At 45.8% G+C, this 23381-nt stretch carries 20 protein-coding genes and 1 pseudogene; 8 read left to right on the top strand and 13 right to left on the bottom strand.

Going from position 1 to position 23381, the window contains the following annotated elements; translation table 11 throughout:
• Positions 1 to 68: 68 nt before the first annotated feature.
• From MK370_RS08005 to MK370_RS07995, 3 genes are read right to left on the bottom strand one after another with little or no spacing between them, the layout of a single operon-like run.
• Positions 69 to 2402, bottom strand: coding sequence for an endonuclease MutS2 (locus tag MK370_RS08005; RefSeq protein WP_268684857.1), 2334 nt, complete (start codon positions 2400 to 2402; stop codon positions 69 to 71).
• Between the two features lie 54 nt (positions 2403 to 2456).
• Positions 2457 to 3008 carry a CvpA family protein gene (locus tag MK370_RS08000; RefSeq protein ID WP_268684856.1) on the bottom strand — a complete coding sequence of 184 codons (552 nt, stop codon included), beginning with the start codon at positions 3006 to 3008 and terminating at the stop codon, positions 2457 to 2459.
• 10 nt (positions 3009 to 3018) lie between these two features.
• Positions 3019 to 3309: a hypothetical protein gene (locus MK370_RS07995; protein WP_002919703.1), complete on the bottom strand. Its 291-nt coding sequence runs from the start codon at positions 3307 to 3309 to the stop codon at positions 3019 to 3021.
• A gap of 188 nt (positions 3310 to 3497) precedes the next feature.
• Between MK370_RS07995 and rnhC the strand changes: the two genes are divergently transcribed.
• Genes rnhC through MK370_RS07980 form a run of 3 tightly spaced genes read left to right on the top strand, consistent with a single transcriptional unit; the run spans position 3498 to position 7447 of the window.
• A complete protein-coding gene (gene rnhC, locus MK370_RS07990; RefSeq protein WP_268684855.1) occupies positions 3498 to 4388 on the top strand; it encodes a ribonuclease HIII in 891 nt (296 codons plus the stop codon).
• A gap of 3 nt (positions 4389 to 4391) precedes the next feature.
• A complete protein-coding gene (lepB, locus tag MK370_RS07985) occupies positions 4392 to 5021 on the top strand; it encodes a signal peptidase I (protein WP_268684854.1) in 630 nt (209 codons plus the stop codon).
• 59 nt (positions 5022 to 5080) lie between these two features.
• Entirely contained in the window at positions 5081 to 7447 is a 2367-nt protein-coding gene (locus tag MK370_RS07980) for an ATP-dependent RecD-like DNA helicase (protein WP_268684853.1), read from the top strand.
• 51 nt (positions 7448 to 7498) lie between these two features.
• On the opposite strand, the gene MK370_RS07975 is transcribed toward MK370_RS07980, so the two are convergent.
• The 4 genes and pseudogenes from MK370_RS07975 to dinB all read right to left on the bottom strand — a co-directional run bounded on the left by MK370_RS07975 (position 7499) and on the right by dinB (position 10881).
• The gene (locus tag MK370_RS07975; RefSeq protein ID WP_268684852.1) at positions 7499 to 8137 is read right to left on the bottom strand and encodes a TetR/AcrR family transcriptional regulator; all 639 of its coding nucleotides are present in this window, start codon (positions 8135 to 8137) and stop codon (positions 7499 to 7501) included.
• A gap of 75 nt (positions 8138 to 8212) precedes the next feature.
• Positions 8213 to 8958 (bottom strand): annotated as a pseudogene (locus MK370_RS07970) (CPBP family intramembrane glutamic endopeptidase).
• A gap of 318 nt (positions 8959 to 9276) precedes the next feature.
• Positions 9277 to 9603 carry a hypothetical protein gene (locus tag MK370_RS07965; protein WP_268684851.1) on the bottom strand — a complete coding sequence of 109 codons (327 nt, stop codon included), beginning with the start codon at positions 9601 to 9603 and terminating at the stop codon, positions 9277 to 9279.
• Positions 9604 to 9816: 213 nt separating this feature from the next.
• Entirely contained in the window at positions 9817 to 10881 is a 1065-nt protein-coding gene (gene dinB, locus MK370_RS07960; protein ID WP_268684850.1) for a DNA polymerase IV, read from the bottom strand.
• Between the two features lie 370 nt (positions 10882 to 11251).
• Between dinB and pflB the strand changes: the two genes are divergently transcribed.
• The 5 genes from pflB (at position 11252) to MK370_RS07935 (ending at position 17569) form a co-directional block, all read left to right on the top strand.
• Complete coding sequence (gene pflB / locus MK370_RS07955; RefSeq protein WP_268684849.1) at positions 11252 to 13567, top strand: formate C-acetyltransferase; 2316 nt, start codon at positions 11252 to 11254, stop codon at positions 13565 to 13567.
• A 159-nt stretch (positions 13568 to 13726) separates the two neighbouring features.
• The gene (locus MK370_RS07950; protein WP_002901514.1) at positions 13727 to 14503 is read left to right on the top strand and encodes a threonine/serine exporter family protein; all 777 of its coding nucleotides are present in this window, start codon (positions 13727 to 13729) and stop codon (positions 14501 to 14503) included.
• A gap of 4 nt (positions 14504 to 14507) precedes the next feature.
• Positions 14508 to 14975: a threonine/serine exporter family protein gene (locus tag MK370_RS07945; protein ID WP_223311878.1), complete on the top strand. Its 468-nt coding sequence runs from the start codon at positions 14508 to 14510 to the stop codon at positions 14973 to 14975.
• Between the two features lie 144 nt (positions 14976 to 15119).
• Positions 15120 to 16298, top strand: a complete 1179-nt coding sequence (locus MK370_RS07940; protein WP_268684848.1) for a hydroxymethylglutaryl-CoA synthase — start codon at positions 15120 to 15122, stop codon at positions 16296 to 16298.
• Positions 16295 to 17569, top strand: coding sequence for a hydroxymethylglutaryl-CoA reductase, degradative (locus tag MK370_RS07935; protein ID WP_268684847.1), 1275 nt, complete (start codon positions 16295 to 16297; stop codon positions 17567 to 17569). The genes MK370_RS07940 and MK370_RS07935 overlap by 4 nt, the downstream gene beginning before the upstream one ends.
• 39 nt (positions 17570 to 17608) lie before the next feature.
• Here the strand turns inward: MK370_RS07935 and fni are convergent, their stop codons facing one another.
• From fni to MK370_RS07905, 6 genes are all read right to left on the bottom strand, one after another.
• Positions 17609 to 18616 (bottom strand): type 2 isopentenyl-diphosphate Delta-isomerase, encoded by a 1008-nt coding sequence (fni, locus tag MK370_RS07930; protein WP_268684879.1) that lies wholly within the window; start codon positions 18614 to 18616, stop codon positions 17609 to 17611.
• Positions 18597 to 19616 (bottom strand): phosphomevalonate kinase, encoded by a 1020-nt coding sequence (locus MK370_RS07925; protein ID WP_268684846.1) that lies wholly within the window; start codon positions 19614 to 19616, stop codon positions 18597 to 18599. Before MK370_RS07925 ends, fni begins: the two co-directional genes overlap by 20 nt.
• Complete coding sequence (gene mvaD / locus MK370_RS07920; RefSeq protein WP_268684845.1) at positions 19606 to 20553, bottom strand: diphosphomevalonate decarboxylase; 948 nt, start codon at positions 20551 to 20553, stop codon at positions 19606 to 19608. Before mvaD ends, MK370_RS07925 begins: the two co-directional genes overlap by 11 nt.
• Entirely contained in the window at positions 20535 to 21413 is an 879-nt protein-coding gene (gene mvk / locus MK370_RS07915) for a mevalonate kinase (protein WP_268684844.1), read from the bottom strand. Before mvk ends, mvaD begins: the two co-directional genes overlap by 19 nt.
• A gap of 150 nt (positions 21414 to 21563) precedes the next feature.
• Complete coding sequence (locus tag MK370_RS07910) at positions 21564 to 22499, bottom strand: serine hydrolase domain-containing protein (RefSeq protein WP_268684843.1); 936 nt, start codon at positions 22497 to 22499, stop codon at positions 21564 to 21566.
• Positions 22496 to 23230 carry a CppA N-terminal domain-containing protein gene (locus MK370_RS07905; protein WP_268684842.1) on the bottom strand — a complete coding sequence of 245 codons (735 nt, stop codon included), beginning with the start codon at positions 23228 to 23230 and terminating at the stop codon, positions 22496 to 22498. Before MK370_RS07905 ends, MK370_RS07910 begins: the two co-directional genes overlap by 4 nt.
• Positions 23231 to 23381 lie beyond the last annotated feature (151 nt).

Below are 23381 nucleotides of genomic sequence, written 5' to 3'. Positions count from 1 at the left end.
TCCAATCTATTATACGCCTACATTATAGCACAAAAAATGGCTTAACCAGCCATTTTTCTTTATCTTTCTTACTTAAAGATCACAATCGTCGCGCCGCTGCCGCCAGCATTTTGTGGAGCATAGCCGAAGGACTTAACGTGCTTGTTGCGGCGGAGGTATTTTGTCACCCCTTCACGGATGACACCGGTCCCGATACCGTGGATAATATCCACCTGAGCCATGTTATTGAGGAGGGCCTGATCGATAAAGGCATCAAGCTCTTCCATAGCCTCTTCATAGCGTTTGCCACGCAGATCCAGTCTGGCTTTGGGTCCAGCAGTATTGGCCCGCTTGACCACATTGACCTGCTTGCGCTTAGGTTGCTGCTCCTTTTCAGCCTTGAGTAAGTTAAACTCCTGCTCTTCTAGAGTCATCTTGATAAGACCGACCTGAGTTTCCCAACGGCCGTCCTTGAGTTGCTTGACCAAGGTTCCCCGCTGACCATAGCTGGTGACTAGGATATCATCTCCCACCTTGGGCGCCCGATTTTTCTTGGCTTGCTTGAGCACCTTATTCTTTGATAAATCAACGGTTTCTGGTGCTAACTTTTTAAGCTGAGCCTTGGCTTCAATAATCTCATGCGGCTTGAGACTGGACTTATCATGGAGATTTTTGAGAATGCTCTCACTCTCTGACAAAGCCAAATCAACGATTTCCTGGGCTTCCAAGCGCGCCTTATTGAGCTCGGTTTCCTTTTCTCGGTTAAACTCATTATATAGCTTTTTGAGGGCTCGGTTAAATTTGAGATTTTCCTGCTCCACCTCACGGATATTATCCAAGCGCTTGCGGCTTTCCAAAGTCTGCTCTTCTAAGCGCTCAATAATCCGATTGACATCGCTGTCTGTGTTGGTCTGCTCTTGGGCATGGCCAACGATAACTTCCGCCAAGCCCAAACGCCGAGCGATTTCAAAGGCATTGGAGCGGCCAGGCACTCCCTGCATAAAGCGATAGGTCGGTCTTAAACTATCTGTATCAAATTCCATGCTGGCATTTTCCACCCAGTCCGTCTCAATCCCATAGGCTTTGAGCTCAGGATAGTGGGTCGTCGCCATGGTTTTAATCTGTCTTAGCCGCAAATCTTCCAAGATAGCAATAGCCAGAGCTGCACCCTCCTGCGGGTCAGTCCCAGCTCCCAACTCATCCAGCAAAACCAAACTCTCGCTATCAACCTGATCTAAAATAGAGACGATATTGGTCATGTGACTAGAGAAAGTTGACAGGCTCTGCTCAATGGACTGCTCATCACCAATGTCTGCAAAAATCTGACTGAAAATCCCGACGCGACTCCCCTTATCCGCCAGAATCGGCAGACCTGATTGGGCCATGATCTGAGCCAAACCCAAGGTCTTCAGCATGATGGTCTTACCACCCGTATTAGGACCGGTAATGACAATCTCTGTCAAATCTGGCCCGAAATGCAAGTCATTAGCCACTGCATTTTCAATCAGGGGATGACGGACACTGAGCAGTTGGATGTCCTGCTCTTCCGACAGGTCAGGCACCACCGCTCCCGTCTCCTGCATGAAGCGGACCTTGGCACGCACCAGGTCCAGATGTCCGATAATCCAAGCATTGTTGGCAATTTCAGCTGCATGGGGACGGAAGAGGTCAGATAATTCTTGCAAAATCCGCTGAATTTCATAACGCTCGTCCGCCCGACTGCTGGCAATTTCCTCGTTGAGATTGACAACTGCTCTAGGCTCGATATAGACGGTATTGCCGCTAGCAGAAATATCGTGAACCACACCAGAAATGCGGTTGCGGTAGGTATTTTTCACGGGCAGCACATTTCGGCCATTCCGGCTGGCCACTACCTGATCCGCCAGCATCTCTCCCTTGTTTTTGAGAATCTCTTGCAGAATTTCCCGTACCTGATTTTCATTTTCTTGAATTTTTCGGCGGATACGGCTCAAACTTTCGCTGGCAAAGCTTTCGATAAAACCGCCATCATTCACAGCCTGCAGACTTCCTTGCAGCTTAGGAAAAACAGCCAGGTTCTCAAACAGACGGTCCAGCTTTTCCAAGTGCACATTCTCCAAGTCCTCATAAAAGGACTTGAGCTCCTGAGTCACAGCCAAGACGCGCTTGAGGGCTAAAAACTCCTCGATATTCAAGTCGCTTTCCAGCCCCAAGCGCTTGGTCAAGGCAGTAATATCCTGAGTCGCAGCCAGACTAAAGTGCGGATGCTGCACAAAAATCTGCTGCATATCTGTCATTTCCAGAAAAGCCGAGGCCATTGTCTCCTTCTTGCTGGTCGGCAAAAGCAGGGCCAGCTCCAGCTGCCCCTGCTCTGTCAAAAGATAGGGAGCAAAAAGTTCTTTAATCTTGCTAAATTCTAAGGTTTCTAAAATTTTTGTGTTCATAATTTTCTTTTCTAGTAAAAAAGAACCCAGCTAGCAGGCCAACTGAGTCGTCTTTTATCCGATAACTTGATTCACCCAGAGATCTTTGAGGATATTGGATGTGATAGGGGTATACTTGACAATAAAGCGAATCATGAAGCTGCTATTGAGCCGCTCCTGAACCATCTCCATCGGCACCGTCGCTAAAATGGTCAGGCACATTCCCAAAACAAAAATAGAGATGCAAACAGCGATGGCTCCGCTGGTCACATTGTACCATTTGGTGTCCAGCTTATTGGGGTAGGGAATCAGATTCGCAAAAATCCCGAAAAAGCGCCCAAGGATGTAGACAGCCGTAAAGATAATGAGATAGGCCAAACCAGCATAAAAAACCTGGTCCAACTTAAAAAGCTGGGAGCTAGGGAAAAAGTAGGTCGAAGAGCCCTGAGTTGCGCTGGCATAAGGTACCCAAAGGCTGATAAACTTAGCCAAGCTCTTATAAAAAGCTCCAGCCACCAGCATAGAAACCATGGTTGCAGCAGCATAATAGCCCTGCAGAACAATACCACGCGAGTAGCCAATATAAAAACTCCAGGCCAATATTAGTAAAATAATAATAGAAAACATTATTGCTCCTCTATTTACCCGACTTTTCTCTCAACTCACTGAGCATTTTGTGACGAAAATCTTCTAGTTCTTTTTCCTTGTCGTCAAACTCAATCTCGCGGCTAAGCTGAGTAGATAGACTATTGACCGCCAGCAAAATCGCCAGGACCTCATCATCTGCCGCAGGCATCTGCTCTTTGATAGCCTTGTATTTTTCCTTTGCTACCCGTTCTACTTCTTCCATAAAGAGATTATCGTGTTCTGTTGTTAGAGTTAAGGTCTTGTTTCCAAATGTAAATTTATATCGATTCAAATTTGCCATAAAATCACCTCATTGTATTATATCAAAAAAGAAGCCCTTTGTCAGTTATTAAAACACTTGGAACTAGACAGGGACTTTCTTTTTCATCTTTTTTGACATTGCAAGCAGCGGTGCTCTACTACAAAATTTTTGTAGGATTTTCAATCTTATGGCTTTCGACTTTTCCTTTTTATGGTACAATAGGGGGTATGGAAAGTATCACCCTCAGTCCCAAACAGCAAGAAATTCAGGCTTTTGTTGAGAATTATCAGAGCCAGCTGGCTCCCAACAAGAACCCGCATATTCAATATTTCTTCCGGCTGGATCAGGCGACGGTCAGTGTCTTTAGCTCCGGAAAAGTTCTCTTTCAAGGGGCAAAAGCTGCTCACTACGCTGGCTTTTTTGGCCATCAACCAGAAAAATCTAGTTCTAGTCCTGCTTCTCAGAATTTTGCCCTCATTGGGACCGATGAGGTCGGCAACGGCTCCTACTTTGGAGGACTAGCCGTCGTAGCTTCTTTCGTCACTCCAGACCAGCACGACTTTCTGAGAAAACTTGGTGTCGGTGATTCTAAAACCTTGAACGATAGCAAGATTCGCCAACTGGCACCTGTCTTGAAAGAAAAGATTGCCCATCAAGCTCTGCTCCTATCGCCAGAGAAGTACAACGAAGTCATCGCTTCTGGCTACAACGCCGTCTCTGTCAAGGTAGCCTTACATAATCAAGCTATTTACCTACTGCTGCAAAAAGGTCTAAATCCCGAAAAAATTGTCATCGATGCCTTTACCAGCCAGCAAAACTACAATAAATACCTAAAGCAGGAAAAAAATCATTTCCCAAATCCAGTAAGTCTGATTGAAAAGGCTGAAGGAAAGTTCCTAGCTGTTGCGGTCAGCTCTATTATTGCTCGTGACCTCTTTCTGGAAAATCTAGAAAACCTCAGCCAAGAGTTAGGCTATACCCTGCCTAGCGGGGCCGGAAGCAAGAGCGATCATGTTGCCAGCCAGATTCTTCAAGCCTATGGAATGGTCGGTCTGCAGCATTCTGCTAAACTCCACTTTAAAAATACTGAAAAAGCACAAAAACTTCTAGAAAGGTAACCTATGAAAAAATCAAATCCTGTCCTCGCATTTCTCAAAGAATGGGGCCTCTTTCTCTTCTTTATCTCTGTCATTATCCTGTCACGGCTATTTCTCTGGTCCCCTGTAAAGGTAGACGGTCACTCTATGGATCCTACGCTGGCCAATGGGGAATACCTGCTTGTCCTCAAACATCAGTCTATTGACCGCTTTGATATCGTTGTCGCCACTGAGACAGATAATGACGGAACGACCAAGGAGATTGTCAAGCGGGTCATCGGTATGCCGGGTGACACTATTCAGTATGAAAACGATACTCTTTACATCAACGGCAAAAAAACAGACGAACCTTACCTGACAGACTACATCAAGAAATTTAAAGAAGACAAGCTCCAATCCACTTATACTGGGGACGATTATGATGATAATGGTGAGTTTTTCAGAAAACTCGCAGCTCAGGCTCAAGCTTTCACTGTTGATAGTGAAGGCAGCCCTGTCTTCACCATCAAGCTTCTGGATGATGAATACCTGCTTCTGGGTGACGACCGGATTGTTTCCAAGGATAGTCGCCAAGTCGGTACCTTCCAAAAAGAACAAATCCAGGGCGAAGCCAAGTTCCGCTTCTGGCCACTGCTACCTTTTAAGACCTATTAAGCATATCGAACTCAGTTGAACTTCAGCTGGGTTCGTTTTAAAAGAAGAACCTATAAACTATGGAATTTTACTTTTCAGGAACGATTGAACGCATTATTTTTGAAAATCCCAGCAACTTTTTCCGCATCCTGCTCTTAGATATTGAGGATACAGATGCCGAGGATTTTGAAGATTTTGAAATCATTGTCACCGGCTCTATGGCAGATGTCATGGAAGGCGAAGACTACACCTTCTGGGGCAGTCTTGTCCAGCACCCCAAATATGGCCAACAGCTGAAAATTTCCCGCTATGAGCGAGCAAAACCCAGCAGTAAAGGCCTAGTAAAATACTTCTCCAGTGACCATTTCAAGGGCATCGGTGTCAAGACTGCTCAAAAAATCGTCCAACTCTACGGAGAAGATACTGAGGACACCATTGACAAGATTTTAGCAGAGCCGGAAAAGCTGACCCAGATAAACGGCTTAGCAGCCAAGAATCGCGAGGCCTTTGTCGCCAAGCTAAGACTCAACTACGGAACTGAGATGGTACTAGCTAAGCTGGCAGCCTACGGCATTCCCAATAAGCTGGCTTTTCAAATCCAGGATACCTACAAGGAAGAAACGCTGGATATTGTCGAAAAATATCCCTATCAGCTGGTAGAGGATATTCAGGGGATCGGATTTAAAATCGCTGACCATCTGGCAGAAGAGCTGGGGATCCAAAGTGATGCCCCTGAGCGTTTTCGGGCTGGCCTTATCCACACCTTGCTGACCCAGTCCATGGAGCGGGGAGATACCTATGTCGAAGCTCGTGATTTACTAGAGCACACCATTGAGCTCTTAGAAAGCTCACGTCAAGTGGAGCTGGATCCTAGTCTAATCGCTGATGAGCTGGCCCATCTGATTGAGGAAGATAAGGTTCAGAATGTAGAAACCAAGATCTTTGAAAACAGCCTATTTTTTGCTGAAGAAGGAATAAGGAGTAATCTAGTCCGTCTGCTGGAAAAAGGCAAGCAAGATTCTTTCGACCAAGATAAGATTACTACAGCTATCCAGCAAGTGGAGGAAAGCTCCGGCATCTCCTATGACAGTATCCAAAAAGAAGCCATCCGTCAGGCTATCAATCAAAAGGTCTTTATCCTAACCGGCGGACCGGGTACTGGAAAAACTACCGTTATCAACTGTATCATCGCAGTCTACGCCCAGCTTCGCGGTTTGGATCTGCGAAAGGTCAATGATCTGCCTATTCTGCTAGCGGCTCCCACTGGACGTGCTGCTCGGCGCATGAACGAATTGACTGGTCTTCCTAGTGCTACTATCCACCGCCACTTGGGGATGACTGGCGATGATGATACCAGTCATTTGGATGATTATCTGGATACTGATTTTATCATTGTGGATGAATTTTCCATGGTGGATACTTGGCTGGCTAATCAGCTCCTCAGCAATATCTCCTCTCAGACCAAACTCTTGATTGTCGGAGATGCGGATCAACTTCCGTCTGTCAGTCCAGGTCAGGTTCTGGCAGACTTGCTGCAGATACCGACTATCCCACAGACCAAGCTGGAAACCATCTATCGGCAGAGCGAAGAGTCTACAATCGTCACACTGGCCAGCCAGATTCAGAAGGGCATTTTACCAGCAGACTTTACAGAGAAAAAAGCGGATCGATCATATTTTGAAGCTAGAAATGAGCATATCCCGCCTATGATTGAGAAAATCGCTAGCGCAGCTATTCGCAGCGGTATCCCAGCTCAAGATGTTCAGGTATTAGCACCTATGTATCGGGGGCCAGCCGGTATTGACCAGATTAATAATCTTATGCAAAATCTCATCAATCCTGTCGAGAAAGAGGAACTGACCTTTGAAGCTCCCGACTGTCAGTATCGCCAAGGAGATAGGGTTATCCACTTGGTCAATGATGCCGAAAGCAATGTCTTCAACGGTGACTTAGGCTATATCAGCGACCTGCTGCCTGCTAAGTACACCGACTCCAAGCAGGACGAGCTGACCATTAACTTTGATGGCAATGAACTTGTTTATCAGCGTAGCGAGTGGTATAAGATTCGCCTGGCCTACGCTATGAGCATCCACAAGTCTCAGGGCAGTGAATTTCCCGTGGTCATCTTGCCCATCACCAAGAGCAGTCACCGGATGCTGCAGCGCAACCTCATCTACACTGCTATCACCCGCGCCAAGAGCAAGTTGATCTTACTTGGGGAAAAAGCAGCCTTTGACTATGCTGCAAAAAACACTGGAACCGCCCGTAAAACCTATCTAATCGAGCGCTTTGGCGACTTTCCGCAAGCTGAAACTAATATCCACAATCCTGTGGATAAAATGAAAGCGCCTGTGGAAAACTATGTCCTGACTAAGGAAAATTTCCTGAAAATCGACCCCCTAATCGGCCTGACCGAGGAAGATATCCACAGTATATTCAGCACATAAAAAAAAGGCTGGGACAGAATTAAATTTTTTAGTTCTGTCCCAGCCTTTTTTTTATGCCTTATTTTTCTGGCTAAAGAGCTGCAGGAGCTCGTCAGTAAAGATATCCAGACCGACCGAGGTCATCATAAACTGCAGAAAATGGAAACGTTCTGGCAGTTTTTCGGGCTCACTTTCAAAAGCGGTCCCATGCATCCAGAAGTTCACCAGCAGCAGAAAAACTTCTGCAGCCTCTTCCGGATACTGGGTCTGAAGGGAGCCATCTGCCATCCCTTTTTTGATAATGTCACTGACCACAGGGGCGCCTATCCGCAGATTGTCCCGCATCATAGTCAAAATAAAGCCCGCGTCCTTCTCATACTCACCCACAATGCCGTCCGTAGCCCGGGCTGTCTGACTTTCCAGATTAGACTTGAGGATGGTCTGCAGCTGCTCCCTGCCAGTCAGATTTTCCGTAGCCTTGAGCCACTGCTTCATCTCTTCTTCCATCAGCTCCTGCCGGCTCCTCAACACCGCAAGGACAATCTCATCTTTTGACTTGAAATGATGGTAGATAGCCCCCTTGGAGATGCCCGCCGTCTGAGCAATATCCTGCATACTGGTCTTTTCGGACCCCTTTTGGATAAAGAGCTGGGTTGCTGTATTTAAAATTTTTTCTCTCATGGCCTGGGATTTGTCTTTTCGCTGCGCCATTCTGTTCCCCTTTGTTTCTAATATAGCTTTATTCTACCAAAAAAGCCAGAGAAATACAAAATCATAAAAATATCTTTAAGCCTTGTCTTGCTGATCCCTTTGATACCAAAGATAGATACTGTAAGCCGCCATCAAGATATAGCCTAGGAAAAAGAGCGGATTTTCCGTCCCCTTCCCCAGGAAAATGCCTTCACCAATGGTATTGATGGCCCCGTGGAAAAGAACACAGTAAAGGATGGACTGACTGACCTTGTAAAGAGCCGCCAGCCAGAAACGGGCGAGCAGGCAGGCGGCAGTAAAGACTAGAAAAGAAGTCCCTGCCTGACTGCTGCCGGGGGTAAAGAAGAGGGGCAGATGCCAGACAGCCCAGATTAACCCAGTTGTACAGTTGCTATCGGAAAGGGCAGAAGTCTTTCCAGAGTCGGCTGCAGAAAACCTTGCCAGTCAATCTCTTCATTGTCGCCTGTCAGAAAAGTCGTCATGAGAAAAAGCAGAGCAATCCTGAGGGGGCTAAAACCAGGCAGGAGCGGGCTCCAAAAGACTATGGAAAGGGTATAAAGAATTGTCAAAATCAAGAGATGGGTCCAAGTCCTTTTTCGGGCCGACCCGATAGAAGCCAAGAGCACCTTGAACGATTTTCCTAAGACCAGTTTGGCTCCAATGGCCGGGCCAAAAACACCAGCGATGGTTAGGACCTGGGGAATAATAGGAATCCTCAGGAAAGCCGAAGCCAGCCAGGCAGACCAGCTGATACCAAAGGTCCAGGCCAGAAAGGGCAGGATATGCCTTGTCTCTGGCTCTACATGTGTTTGTTTGTTCATACGATAACTCCTTATCAAATGTAGAATAGTGAAAAGTCATCCGAAAACTGGACAAAGGCATCCTTTACTCTCAGTCCTTCAGATGATTGCCTGTTTTGAAACGCAGGTTTTTAAAATCCGACCATTCGGTTTGTTTTGTTATAAAAAATAAAGACCTGCGCCAAATAGAAAACGTAGTCTTTTAGTCCTTGCTTAAAATAAAAAGCAAAGATAGACTAAATAATGCTAAAAGCTATGTCAGCACCGTTTAGCTACTGCCTGCTGCTTTTAGTTTCTAAGTTGTCCTGACTCTGATGCTTAAGACAGACCATTTCTCTGCTACTTGCTCCTTTCTTGATTTTTCAATCGCCGGATATGCCAGAGATTGGAGGCAAGGCTCAGACCCCCTACTGCCATAATACCCAGTCCTCGCCAAGGGCTAAAGATAGAAGTCAATAGGCCATCAGCAAGGACAGCATATCCAGCTTTGACTCCCCACTTAGAATAGCGTATGCCATTCTCACCCTGTGTTATCTTTTCTAGCCACATCTTACGTTTTTCTGCCTGCTGCTGCAAAAACTCTTTCTGACCTTCCCGCTGCCGATCCAGTTCCTGATTCAACTTGAGAATGTGCTCGCTTGTTTTTTCTACTACAGATTTCTTCATTTCTGCTCCTTTCTTTTTAAAAAACCGACCAGTCGGTTTTTCATTTTATAAACTCAGTATAATAGACACAGAAAACTTTGTCCAGTATTTTTTCAAAAAAGATTATTTTTAGTTAATGAAAATCATCAGACAAATTAGAAACTCGTCACAAGCAACTCTCTCATACTAAAAACTATATCTAAAAAAGCCCGGTAATGAACCAAGCCTTTATCTTTATTCAAACCCCATCACTGTCAGTCCAAGCAGACGAATACCTCGTGGTTGCTCTTCCAAGCTATCGTAAATCTCATGAGCCGTTCGCTCGATTTGCTCCTTGTCTTGAGTGGCTAGATTCAAACTTTTCCTTTTAGTCAAGGTGGAGAAATCGGCATAACGGATTTTCAGAACGATGGTTCGTCCTTTCTTATCATGCTTAGTCAAGCTATTTTCTACCTTCTGTGCCAGCAAGGTCAGCTCTTTCTTGATATCCTCCTCACTATAGAGCAGTTTGGCATAGGTCCGCTCCTTCCCGATCGACTTACGAATACGATTGGATTTGACCGGACTATTGCTGATGCCACGCGCTTTCCGGTAGAGTTCAAAACCAAAGCGACCAAACTTATCAATCAGGGTCATTTCTGGTATCTTGAGCAGATCTGCACCAGTATAAACTCCCATTTCATGCAGTTTTTCAACACTCTTCTTACCAACTCCATGAAACTTGGCAATATCCATAGGCGCCAGAAAGACCTCAGCCTCTTCGGGTAGAATAACAGTCAGACCATGAGGCTTCTCATAGTCACTGGCAATCTTGGCCAGAAACTTATTATAAGAAACGCCCGCTGAAGCTGTAAGTTGCAGCTCATTCCAGATATCGTGCTGAATCAGCTTGGCTATTTTGACTGCAGATTTAATCTCTAGCTTGTTTTCCGTTACATCCAGATAAGCCTCGTCGATGCTCATTGGCTCAATCAAGTCCGTATAGCGTTTGAAAATCTCTCGGATCTGCAAGCCGACCGCCTGATATTTTTCGTAATTCCCCGAGATAAAAATGCCCTGCGGGCAACGCTCATAGGATTCCTTGGAGCTCATAGCCGAATGAACTCCGAACTTTCTGGCCTCATAATTGCAGGTGGAGACGACACCTCGACCGCCAGTCAAGCGGGGATCGCTGCCGATGATGACTGGATGCCCCTTTAACTTAGGATTATCCCGCTCTTCCACCGAAGCAAAAAAAGCATCCATATCAATGTGGATAATCTTCCGAGATGTATCGTTAATCAGTGGAAAAATCAGCATACCCTCCTCCTTTCTCCTGCCATCAATCTCAGCTTACAAGCTTTCACAAAGTTAGCCCATTTTGCTCAAATAAATCTGAAACAGTTTTTCATTCTTGTAAAAAGTATTTTAAACGTAAGATTCTTCATGAGCAATTTTTCTATGACATTTTAATTACTTTTATTATAACTTTTTTACCCATTTTTCCAAAATATTTGAAAAGAATTATGTTTTTCAAATCTATAGTACACATCCGCGACTTTTTACTTTCTGTATTATAAAAGAAAGTCTTTTTTTCTGCCGAAAATGGTTTGTGAAACCGATTACCGTATGATATACTTTACTTATAAATGTAACAGTTTATTGTTGCTAGAATAAAGAGGAAAATCAAATGGTTGTAAAAACAGTTGTTGAAGCTCAAGATATTTTTGACAAAGCTTGGGAAGGCTTCAAAGGTGAAGACTGGAAAGAGAAAGCAAGTGTTTCTCGCTTCGTTCAATCCAACTACACACCTTATGATGGAGATGAAAGCTTCTTGGCAGGTCCTACTGAGCGCTCACTCCATATCAAGAAAATCGTAGAAGAAACTAAAGCTCACTACGAAGAAACTCGTTTCCCAATGGACACTCGTCCAGCATCTATCGCTGGTATTGATGCTGGTTACATTGACAAGGACAACGAACTGATTTACGGTATCCAAAACGACGAACTCTTCAAATTGAACTTCATGCCAAAAGGTGGTATCCGCATGGCTGAAACTACTTTGAAAGAAAATGGATACGAACCAGATCCTGCTGTTCATGAAATCTTTACTAAATATGTTACTACAGTAAATGACGGTATCTTCCGTGCTTACACTTCTAACATCCGCCGTGCTCGTCACGCCCACACTGTAACTGGTCTTCCAGACGCTTACTCACGTGGACGTATAATCGGGGTTTACGCACGTCTTGCTCTTTATGGAGCTGACTACCTCATGGCTGAAAAAGTTCGCGACTGGAATGGTTTGACTGATATTGACGAAGAAACAATCCGTCTGCGCGAAGAAATCAACCTGCAATACCAAGCACTTGGTGAAGTTGTAAAACTTGGTGACCTTTACGGAGTAGATGTTCGCCGTCCTGCCTTTGACGTAAAAGAAGCTATCCAATGGACTAACATCGCCTTCATGGCTGTCTGCCGTGTCATCAACGGTGCTGCTACTTCTCTTGGACGTGTACCAATCGTTCTTGACATCTATGCTGAACGTGACTTGGCTCGCGGCACTTACACTGAATCAGAAATCCAAGAATTTGTTGATGATTTCGTTATGAAACTTCGTACAGTGAAGTTTGCTCGTACAAAAGCTTACGACCAACTTTACTCTGGTGACCCAACCTTCATCACAACTTCTATGGCAGGTATGGGGAACGACGGCCGTCACCGTGTTACTAAGATGGACTACCGTTTCCTTAACACACTTGATAACATTGGTAACTCTCCAGAGCCAAACTTGACTGTTCTCTGGACTGACAAATTGCCATACTCATTCCGTCGCTACTGTATGCACATGAGTCACAAGCACTCTTCTATCCAATACGAAGGTGTAACAACTATGGCTAGAGATGGTTACGGTGAAATGAGCTGTATCTCTTGCTGTGTGTCTCCGCTTGATCCTGAAAATGAAGATCAACGCCACAACATCCAATACTTTGGTGCTCGTGTAAACGTGCTGAAAGCCCTTCTGACAGGTCTCAACGGCGGTTACGACGATGTTCATAAAGACTACAAAGTATTTGACATCGAGCCTATCCGTGACGAAGTTCTTGAATTCGAATCAGTTAAAGCGAACTTTGAAAAATCTCTGGACTGGTTGACTGACACTTACGTAGATGCTTTGAACATCATCCACTACATGACTGACAAGTACAACTACGAAGCTGTTCAAATGGCCTTCTTGCCAACTTACCAACGTGCTAACATGGGATTCGGTATCTGTGGATTTGCCAACACTGTTGATACCTTGTCTGCTATCAAGTATGCAACTGTTAAGCCAATCCGCGACGAAAATGGCTATATCTACGATTACGAAACAATCGGTGAATACCCACGTTGGGGTGAAGATGATCCTCGCTCAAACGAATTGGCTGAATGGTTGGTAGAAGCTTACACAAATCGTCTGCGCAGCCACAAACTGTATAAGAATGCAGAAGCTACTGTGTCTCTTCTGACTATCACATCTAACGTTGCTTACTCTAAACAAACTGGTAACTCACCAGTCCATAAAGGAGTGTACCTCAACGAAGATGGCAGCGTGAACTTGTCTAAATTGGAATTCTTCTCACCAGGTGCTAACCCATCTAACAAGGCAAAAGGTGGCTGGTTGCAAAACCTTAACTCTCTTGCTAGCTTGGACTTCAGTTACGCAGCTGACGGTATTTCCCTGACAACTCAAGTATCACCTCGTGCGCTTGGTAAGACTCACGACGAACAAGTAGACAACTTGGTTACTATCCTGGATGGCTACTTCGAAAACGGTGGTCAGCACGTTAACTTGAACGTTATGGACTTGAAGGATGTTTACGAGAAGATTATGTCTGGCGAAGATGTTATCGTTCGTATCTCAGGTTACTGTGTAAATACTAAGTACTTGACTCCAGAGCAAAAGACTGAATTGACTCAACGTGTCTTCCACGAAGTGCTCTCTATGGACGATGCTTTGAGCTAATAAACGACTAAAGACTTACAAACCATTTGAAAGAAGATTGGAAATCCCCAATCTTCTTTTTTGTATTTCAGACTTCAAGTGACTACTAACTTGATGATATTTTTAAGAGGCTTTATGGTATAATGGTTCTATTGCTATACTAGGAAAAGGACTGGGGAAATGACAGAGAAAGGTATCAGGGAAGAAGCCAAAGATTTCAATCTGGCGGTAGATGTCATCATGCTGGCTGGGACACTGCTGCTGCAGAGCGGATCCGAGACCTATCGGGTAGAAGACACCATGATTCGCATCGCACATTCACAAGGGATCATCGACTGCAATGCCTTAGCAATGCCAGTGGCTATTTTCTTTTCGATTGAAAATACAAATGTCTCACGGATGAAGCGTAATCTCAAGACCAACTACAACATCGAGAAGGTCTGCGATGTCAATCAAGTCTCCCGTCAGTTGGTAACAGGAGAAATCAGCCTTCAAGAGGCTTTTGATGAGCTGAATCGCCTCAAAGTTAAGGAGCTGCCCTATAACAACAAGCAGCTGATTGCAGCAGCAACGCTCAGTGCTCCATTCTTCTCCATCATGTTTGGTGGAAATTTCTACGATGCTTTGGGGGCTGCCATTGCTACCTTCTTTGGCTTTGCTTTCTCTTTGTATGTTGACAAATATATCCGTATCCCTTTTGTGACAGCTTTTGCTGGAGCCTTTGTCTTCGGACTGCTGGCTCATATCTGGACACGCTATTCTGGTTTTAACTCCACAGATGATTTGATTATTGCGGGTTCTGTCATGCCTTTTGTGCCCGGCATTGCTCTGACCAACTCTGTGCGTGACATCATGACCAACCATATCAACTCTGGGATGAGCAAGCTCTTTGAATCGCTCCTCATAACTCTTGCTCTCGGTGCAGGTACCTCTGTCGCCCTCCTTATTATGAAATAAGCCTATGACAATCTTGACTTTCTTACTGCAAGCAGTTGCTAGCCTACTGGCTATCATTACTTTTTTAATCGTTCTAAATGTCCAGCGCAGTATGCTGATTCCCGGCGGAGTCTTGGGCATGGCTATTTGGCTACTCTATCTCCTGCTCAAAGGACCAACCAACGTCATCATAGCAACCTTTGTGGCTGCTATCGTCGGTTCCTGCGTCAGCCAAATCCTCAGCATCATCTATAAAACGCCCGCTGTTGTTTTTATTTTGGCTATTCTAGCGCCTCTGGTTCCAGGGTATATTTCCTATCGGACGACTGCCTTTTTTGTCACTGGTGACTACAGCCAGGCTATGATTCACGCCACTCTGGTGGTCATTCTGGCCTTGGTCATCTCGATTGGCATGGCCAGCGGCACCGTCGTACTCAAACTCTACCACTACTTAAAAAAACGCCAAACCAAACTCACAGCAAATAAACAGTAGAACCATCTGCTGTTTTTCTTTTGGAAAATACATCTTAAGCCTGATTTAGCTGAGATTAGATGTTTTTGTAAGAGTTTTATTCCTAAGTATGGTAAAATAGTCTTCGGAATATACTAGAATAAAAGGATTTAAAGAGGTCTTATAATGACAATCGGAATCGACAAAATCGGTTTTGCGACCAGTAATTATGTCTTAAAATTAAATGATTTAGCGGCAGCCCGTGGGACTGACCCAGAAAAGCTTAGCAAGGGACTCTTGCTCAAGGAACTAAGCATTGCTCCTCTGACTGAGGATATTGTTACCTTGGGAGCGGCGGCAGCAGAACCCATCCTGACAGCAGAGGACAAAGAAAAGATTGATATGGTCATCGTGGCTACTGAGTCAGGTATTGACCAGAGCAAGGCGGCAGCCGTTTTTGTCCACGGCCTTTTGGGCATCCAGCCTTTTGCCCGTAGCTTTGAAATCAAGGAAGCCTGCTATGGAGCAACTGCTGCACTGGACTATGCCAAGCTCCATATCGAAAAACATCCAGACAGCAAAGTTTTGGTGTTAGCTAGCGACATTGCCAAGTATGGCATTCATACATCTGGCGAGCCAACTCAGGGAGCGGGAGCTATTTCTATGCTGATTAGCAGCAATCCTCGTATCCTCGCTTTCAATGATGATAATGTAGCTCAGACACGCGATGTCATGGATTTTTGGCGCCCAAATTACTCGACAACACCTTATGTCAACGGGCTCTATTCAACCCAGCAGTATCTGGATAGCTTAAAGACAACTTGGACGGAATACCAAAAGCGCCACAAGCTGGCTCTCAAAGATTTTGCGGCCTACTGCTTCCACCTGCCTTATCCAAAACTGGCCCTCAAAGGCCTTAATAAAATCATGGATAAAAGCCTTCCTCAGGAGCAGCAAGACCAGCTTAGAAAGAACTTTGAAGCCTCTATTCTCTACAGCCAAAAAGTTGGAAATATCTATACAGGCTCCCTCTTCCTAGGCCTCCTGTCTCTTTTAGAAAACTCTGACAACCTCAAGGCTGGCGATCGGATTGCTCTTTTCGGCTATGGCAGCGGAGCTGTCTCTGAAATCTTTAGTGCCAATTTGGTAGAGGGCTATGAAAAGCATCTATCCAAGACACGCCTAGAGGAATTAGACCAGCGTCAGGCTCTTTCCATCGCAGACTACGAGCGCATCTTTTTTGAAGAAGCTAAGCTGGATGCGGAGGGCAATGCCCGCTTCTCTGGCTATGAAAACCAAAGCTTTGCTCTGGCGGAAATTGCAGAGCACCAGCGTAAGTACATCAAAGTTGAGAAATCATCATGAAAGTAAATTGGACTGGATTTTCCAAAAAAACTCCTGCTGAACGGCTCCAGATGCTGAAAGAAAAGGGACTTTTACAAAATGAACATTGGCAGCTGCTAGACAGTCAGCAGACTTTGCCTCTGGAAACAGCCAATCAGATGAGCGAAAATGTACTGGCCACTCTGGCCCTACCCTACTCTCTGGTGCCAGACTTTCTGGTGGATGGTAAGACCTATCAAGTTCCATTTGTGACAGAAGAGCCATCTGTGGTAGCAGCAGCCAGCTTTGCCGCTAAGATTATCAAACGTTCAGGCGGATTTGAGACAGAGGTTCACAAACGCCAGATGATTGGGCAAATCGCCCTCTATCAGGTTGATAATGCAGACCAAGCCATTAAAGATGTTCTCAGGAAAAAGAAAGAGTTGCTGGAACAGGCCAATCAAGCCTATCCATCGATTGTGGCTCGTGGTGGCGGTGCTAGAGATCTCTGGCTGGAGCAAAAGGATGACTTCCTCATTTTTTATCTATCTGTGGATACGCAGGAAGCCATGGGAGCCAATATGCTCAACACCATGCTGGAGGCCCTCACCCTTCCTCTGGAAGACCTGACTGGCGGTAAGAGTCTGATGGCTATCCTGTCAAACTATGCAACAGATAGCCTGGTAACAGCCCGCTGTGTCATCGACTATCGCTTTCTCAGTCGGGATAAGGCTGAGGCGGAACTTCTTGCGGAAAAGATGCAGCTAGCCAGCAAATTAGCCCAGGTCGACCCTTACCGAGCAGCTACCCACAATAAAGGTATCTTTAATGGTATTGATGCTTTGGTACTGGCTACTGGAAATGACTGGAGGGCTATAGAAGCCGGTGCTCATGCCTATGCCAGCCGAGAAGGAAGCTACTGCGGTCTCTCCGCTTGGACTGCAGACCTAGACAAACGCCAGCTTCATGGTCAGATGACCCTGCCCATGCCCATTGCAACCAAGGGAGGCTCCATTGGCCTCAATCCCGCAGTGACAGCCAGCTTTGACTTGCTAGGGCAACCTCAGGCCAAGGACTTGGCTTCCCTCATCGTATCGGTCGGATTGGCGCAAAATTTCGCCGCCCTCAAAGCCCTGGTCAGCACTGGCATCCAAGCTGGTCACATGAAATTGCAAGCAAAATCCTTAGCATTGCAAGCTGGAGCCCAAGACGAAGAAATTGCTGCTGTAGCCAGTCGCTTAACAGCCAAGAAGATTTTCAATCTCGCTGCTGCTCAGGAAGTACTAGCAGACTTACGAAAACAGGACAAGTAAAAAGGCCTTGATGGCCTTTTTTGTATGTCTTTATGCTTTTTAGTCAATCTGTTCCTGAGCTTCTTTTAGCCGACCGTAGAGTAGATAGGGAACATTCTTTAATTCTTGCAAGTTTCGGCAGGATAGGGCGCACATGATGAGACGCAGATCTGATTTCCAGCCTTCTACAATATCAATAACTTCTTCCACCGAGTGATTTTCCACCAAGTCCAGCATGGTACGAGAGAGGCCGACCGCCTTGGCTCCTAAGACCAAGGCTTTGATCATATCCAAAGGATGGCGGACACCTCCACTAGCCAAGAGTTCGACCTCATCGCGCAATAGCTGAAGCGCCAACAGGCTCTGCAGAGTAGATTGTCCCCAATCATTGAGGTAGTCACGATTGCCACCCCGCTGATTTTCAATATAGGCAAAGCTAGTGCCACCCCGGCCGGAAATATCAAAAGTCTGAATCCCCAAGGAGCGCGCTTCTTCGATAGTAGAGCGATCCATGCCAAAGCCAACTTCTTTAAGAATTAGGGGAAGATCCAGCCGCTGACCATAATCAGTCAAGTGCTGGCGCCAAGAACGAAACTCCCGCTCACCTTCTGGCATCAGCAATTCCTGCATGAGATTGACATGGACCTGCAAAAAGAGGGGATGCAAATCAGCTACTGTCTGCTGGGCGGCTTGATAAGGCTTGTCCAAGCCGATATTGGTAGCCAGTAATAAATTAGGCCGACTAGCCGCCACCTGATAGGAAAGATCAGAAGGATTTTTCAAGGCTGCGCTGTAAGAGCCAGTCACAAAAAGAAGGCCACAACTTTCAGCTACTTGAGCCAGCTTTTCATTTATTTGGCCGCCTTTTTGGCTGCCGCCAGTCATGGCATTGATGTAAAAGGGAAACTCCCAATCACGACCAGCAAAGTGAGTAGATAGGTCAATCTCTGCCAAATCATACTTGGGCAAAGAACGGTGAAACAGTTCCATTTCATCAAAACTGTTGTAACCCGGACGCTGCTCTAAAGCGTATTTGATATGGTCATCCTTACGATTCTGGCTCATCATGGCCCATCCTTTCTCTGTATAATAGCTCAATGCCAGCCTCTCGCCAGGCTTGAATCAGTTGCTTGCTAGACACAGCATCAAAGCTGAGAGCAATCCCGCAGTCTCCACCGCCAGCACCACTGCTCTTAGCTACACAGTTCAGTCCCTCTGCCGCTTCTTTTAAGACTTTCAGCCTGTCTGTATAAATAGCTGGGCTGAGCCTTTCTAAGAGCCGGCTAGCCTTTTCCAGACTAGACTGAATAGCGAACTTCTTTCCTACTAATAAAGCTCTCTCCAAAGCATCAACCTGCGTCCTACTGCCTGTCAAAAAGGACTCTGAAATAGCTGACTTGACCTGATTGACCAAGTCCTTAGAGATAGCCGGCTGCTTGGTCCAGCCAACTAGAAAATCCATGGCTAAGCAAGGCTTAATACTGCGAATTTCAAAACCCCAATCCTCTGCTAGTAATTGCTGTAAATCAACCTTGTCCATGCGCTTGCGGACCAGCTCTCTATCAAAAGACCGGTAGTAAATCAGATCTTCAAAAGCAATGCAGGCTAGATCTCCCATGGAGCCATTGTCTCCGCGCTTGAGGAGAACGTAGGAAGCCAGCTTAAAGAGTAGCTCTGGCTCTAAGTACAGCTCATAAAGTGCTGCCATGGCCTTGATGGTTAGAATAACAACACTACCACTGGAGCCAATCCCGAACTTCTTGCCGTCCCTTTCCATCTTGCCACTAATCTTTAGAGAAAAAGGCTGAAGCTGGTAGCCTAAGGCTAGCAAATAAGTGTTCATAACTGCTATCGTCTCCTGAATCAAGGCATAATCAGGGTCTGGCTTTAGGTTAGCGCTGTGATCAAACATATCTGATGTCAAGCAATAGGCAGAGGCTGCCCGGATTTCTCCCGTCATATAGATTGGGATGGCCTTGATAATGGCTGGCTGGCCGGCCGTCAGCACTGCATATTCACCCGCCAGATAGAGCTTGCCGCAGGTTTGAACTCTTGCACTAGTCTTCATCTGACAAGTCCTTTGTTTTGGATACGATAAGTCGGTAGTCCTTCTCAAAAATAGCCACCAGATGGTCTAGGTCTTCCTCCAAGCAGAGGACCTTGACATTTGGCCCTGCATCCATGGTAAAGTAGCAACGCTCGCCCTGGTCCCGCAGCTTTCTGACAGCATCCATAGCTTGGTAAGACTCCTCTGTCAGATAAGAAAACGGCGGATAAGTTTTTTCTGTTGTAGCATGCATTCGAAGAGCATTTTCTTCTGTCAGCTGACCCACCTTGGCAAAATCATTGTCCTGCAAATAGCCTAGCATAGCCTGATAATCCAAGGCAGACTGGGTAATCCAATCTGGGAAAATCGTGGAAGTTTTAGCACAGAGCTCCATACCGTCGCGGCTGGAAATAGGCTTTTTCTCATCGTGAAGAACCAGCATAATCATAGCTAGCTTCAAATCCGTCTTGACTGGATAAATATCCCCACTGTCCTTATCCCAGGCCGCTAGCGGACCAAAGAAAGAGCGAGCAGACGATCCTGAAGCAAACTTGGCCAGCTGAGCCAGCTCTTGCGTCTGATAGCCCGTCTGAAAATAAGCATTGCAGGCCTTGACGAGGGCAGACAGACCGCTGGAGCTGGAAGACAGACCCGCTGCTGTTGGCATATTGTTGCTGGTATCAACACGGACAAAACCATCTTCTGGAGGTCGGAAACGGTCAATTATCTTACTGATTTTGGCATGTTCTGCCGGACTTTGCAGCTGACCGTCAATATAAAACTCATCTCCAGTCGCTGTATCCGGCAAAGGACTCAGCTGGGTCTCGGTATACATATTTTCCAGTGTCAGCGAGATACTGCTGGTAGACGGAATCATCTTTTCTGCATCTTTCTTCCCCCAATATTTGACAATTGCAATATTGGCATAGGATTTGACACTTACAGGCTTTCGATCCATGTGTTAATGGCCCCTTTCTCTCTCAGTAAGGCGGCTAAGGCCTCCGCCTGACTTTTTTCTCCTACAAGAGCAATGACACAGCCACCCAGACCGCCGCCGCTCATCTTAGCACCCAAAGCTCCATTTTCAAGCGCTGCCGCCACCAGCTCATCTGCTTTCTGGCAAGACACTCCTAGCTTGGCTAGCTTCTCGTGCGCCTTGGTCATAGCTTGTCCCATTGTCATCAGGTCCTTGATAGAAATAGCCTTCTCAAGGATTTTCGTTAAATTCCCCAATTCCTGCAGCAAAGGCAGAGCCTTTTGACCCTGACTTTCTACAGCACGGATAGCTTCGCGGGTATGACCATGAATGCCCGTATCTGCAATGACTAAAAAAGCAGCCAGATCCAGCTCAATTTCACTGAAACCGAAATTGCGGATGAATTTGATAGCCACATCACTGAGGCAGGTCTTAGCATCAAGGCCACTGGGATTCATATGGGCAATCATCTCTGCCCGATTAGCTAGAATCTCCAGTGTTTGGTCATCCAGTTCTTCCTCAAAGTAGTCAAAGACCGCCCGAATAGCCGCAATACTGACCGCTGCTGAAGAACCCATCCCCCTCTTCTCAGGGACCATGGACTCCACCTGACAGCGAATCTTAGCCCCTTGCCGACCTAGATGTTCTAGACAGGCAAAGACAGCCATGGACAGCGTATCCTCGGCGTAGAGAGTCCAGGCCCGCTCAGACGGAAAGACCTGACAGGTCACTTCAATACGATTAAGAGGCAGGGATATGGCCGGATAGCCATAGACTACTGAATGCTCTCCCATTAAAATAATTTTACTGTGTGCCTTGCCGACACCGATTGCTTTTGTCATAGTCTTCTCTTATCTGTAGATTCTCTCTATCTTATTTTAATATACTTTGGCAAAAAAAGCGATTTTTATTAAGAGAAAATCACTGGGGCTAGAGACCGATATTTATATAGGCAGACATGATAAAACTCCGGGGCTTGCAGCCGGAGTCTTTTAAAGTTCTATTCTTATCAGGTCCATCAGCTGGTTCCGATCCAAGATCCATTGAGCCCGCTCGTCTTTTTCATAGGTCCGGTTGGATAGGAAAATAGCCGCCTTTTGCTCTTTATGATTATACATGATAAAGGTGCCCGTGTAGCCAGTGTGGTCCAGCCAGCTGCCCTCCAGATTCCAGGCTAGACTGCGTCTTTTGCCTGGCTCCTTGGAAAAATTCTGGGTCAGATTGGTCGCAAAGTCATCCTGTAGATAATGTTCCAGAAATATTTCCAAATCCCTGAGAGTTGAGAATAAGCCTGCACTGCCAGCATGGATGCCTAGAACACGCGCCTTAGGATCATGAACCTGACCATCCTTGAAACCGCGAACGGTCGGCACAGCTCCTGGAACTGGACCAAAACCAGTCTCAGCCAAACCCCAAGGCTGGAAAATCTGACTTTGAAAAATCTGAACCAAGGCCTGACCATAGATCTCTTCCAACATAAAGCCCAAGAGCAGAAAATTTACATCCGTATAGCGAAAGGTCTTATCTTCAAGCACCGTCAAATGATTAAGCGCTGCTTTCAACTCGGGAGCTGTCAGCTGGTCACGATTGGGAATAAAGGGATCCAGCCCAGATGTGTGGGTCAAAAGCTGACGCAAGGTCACATCTTCTCGATGGAAGGCTGGATAATAATGCTGTAAGGGCAAATCCAGCTCCAGCTTGCCCTGCTCATACAAAAAGGCTGCCAGAGTGCCAACTCCGACCACCTTGCTGACGCTAGCCAAGTCATAGACCAATCCCGCTTGAGTCTTCTTTCCTTCTTGCGGATCTGCCAGACCAAAGTAGAATTCCTGCCACCGGCCAGCTTGATACAAGGCCAGACTAGCACCGGGATAGATACCGTCTTTCAGCTGTTCTTGGATTTTACTGATGATTTTTTCTAGAGTCATGCTTCAAACCACAATTCAATCTTGCTAGAATCCTGACTCAGCAGGAACTTATCTGACTTGGGTACAAAGACCTCGCGTCCTTCAAAAATAGGACGCAGCGCAGCGGTTTCTAAACGATTGACCTGGGCTTTGAGCATGGTCAAGTCCCAAGTTAGGGCATTGTCTGCCTGCAAGTCTTGTCCCTCTGCTTCTGTAAAGGTCAGAAAATCCAGCGCATTTTCAACCTTGCTGTAAAATTCTTGAGCTGCATTAGCATCAGGTACATGAATCTCAACTGTCTCTATCTCAAAGTGGCTAAGACCGATAAAGTCCTCTTGCTTTTCAAATTCAGGCGCTGCCGTGACTTCTTGAAGATTTGCTCTATTCTCTTCTGCATGCAGGAGAACTAGGTCGCCTTCTGGTGACATCGCTTCAAAAGCATAGCCTTTCTCTCCTTGATAAAGCTTAGTCCAAGCAGGCTTTTGAGCCAATAGAGACTCGATTTCTTTAGCATCTGCAACCTTGACAACGATTCTGGCTAATTTTTTAGGGCCTTTGACTCGCCGAGACCGCATACTGGGCGATTCTTCCAACTGCAGTTTCTCAGTCTTAGTCTGATCTCCCAAAGACAAAATAGCAGCTTCCTCTAAAAGGGCCTTCATGCCCAGCCGTTTTACAAAAAACTCTTGATTTAAATGACGATTATTGATTTTTAATACAGGGATAATTCTAATAATATGATTCGCGCTCATAATTCCTCCAAACCATTTTATTGTAATGGATTTTCATCTTTTTGACAAGAAATTATGCGCAAATAAACAATTTTTAAAACAAGAAGGCCTTGGATTTATTGGTAAACAGTCTGAGCAATGAACCTTATAGATAGTGAAATGAATATAAAAT

The organism is Streptococcus sanguinis (assembly GCF_026781265.1).
Lineage (GTDB): Bacteria > Bacillota > Bacilli > Lactobacillales > Streptococcaceae > Streptococcus > Streptococcus sanguinis_T.
The sequence above is the reverse complement of the archived record's forward strand: the minus strand, read 5'-3'. Positions and strand labels throughout refer to the sequence as shown.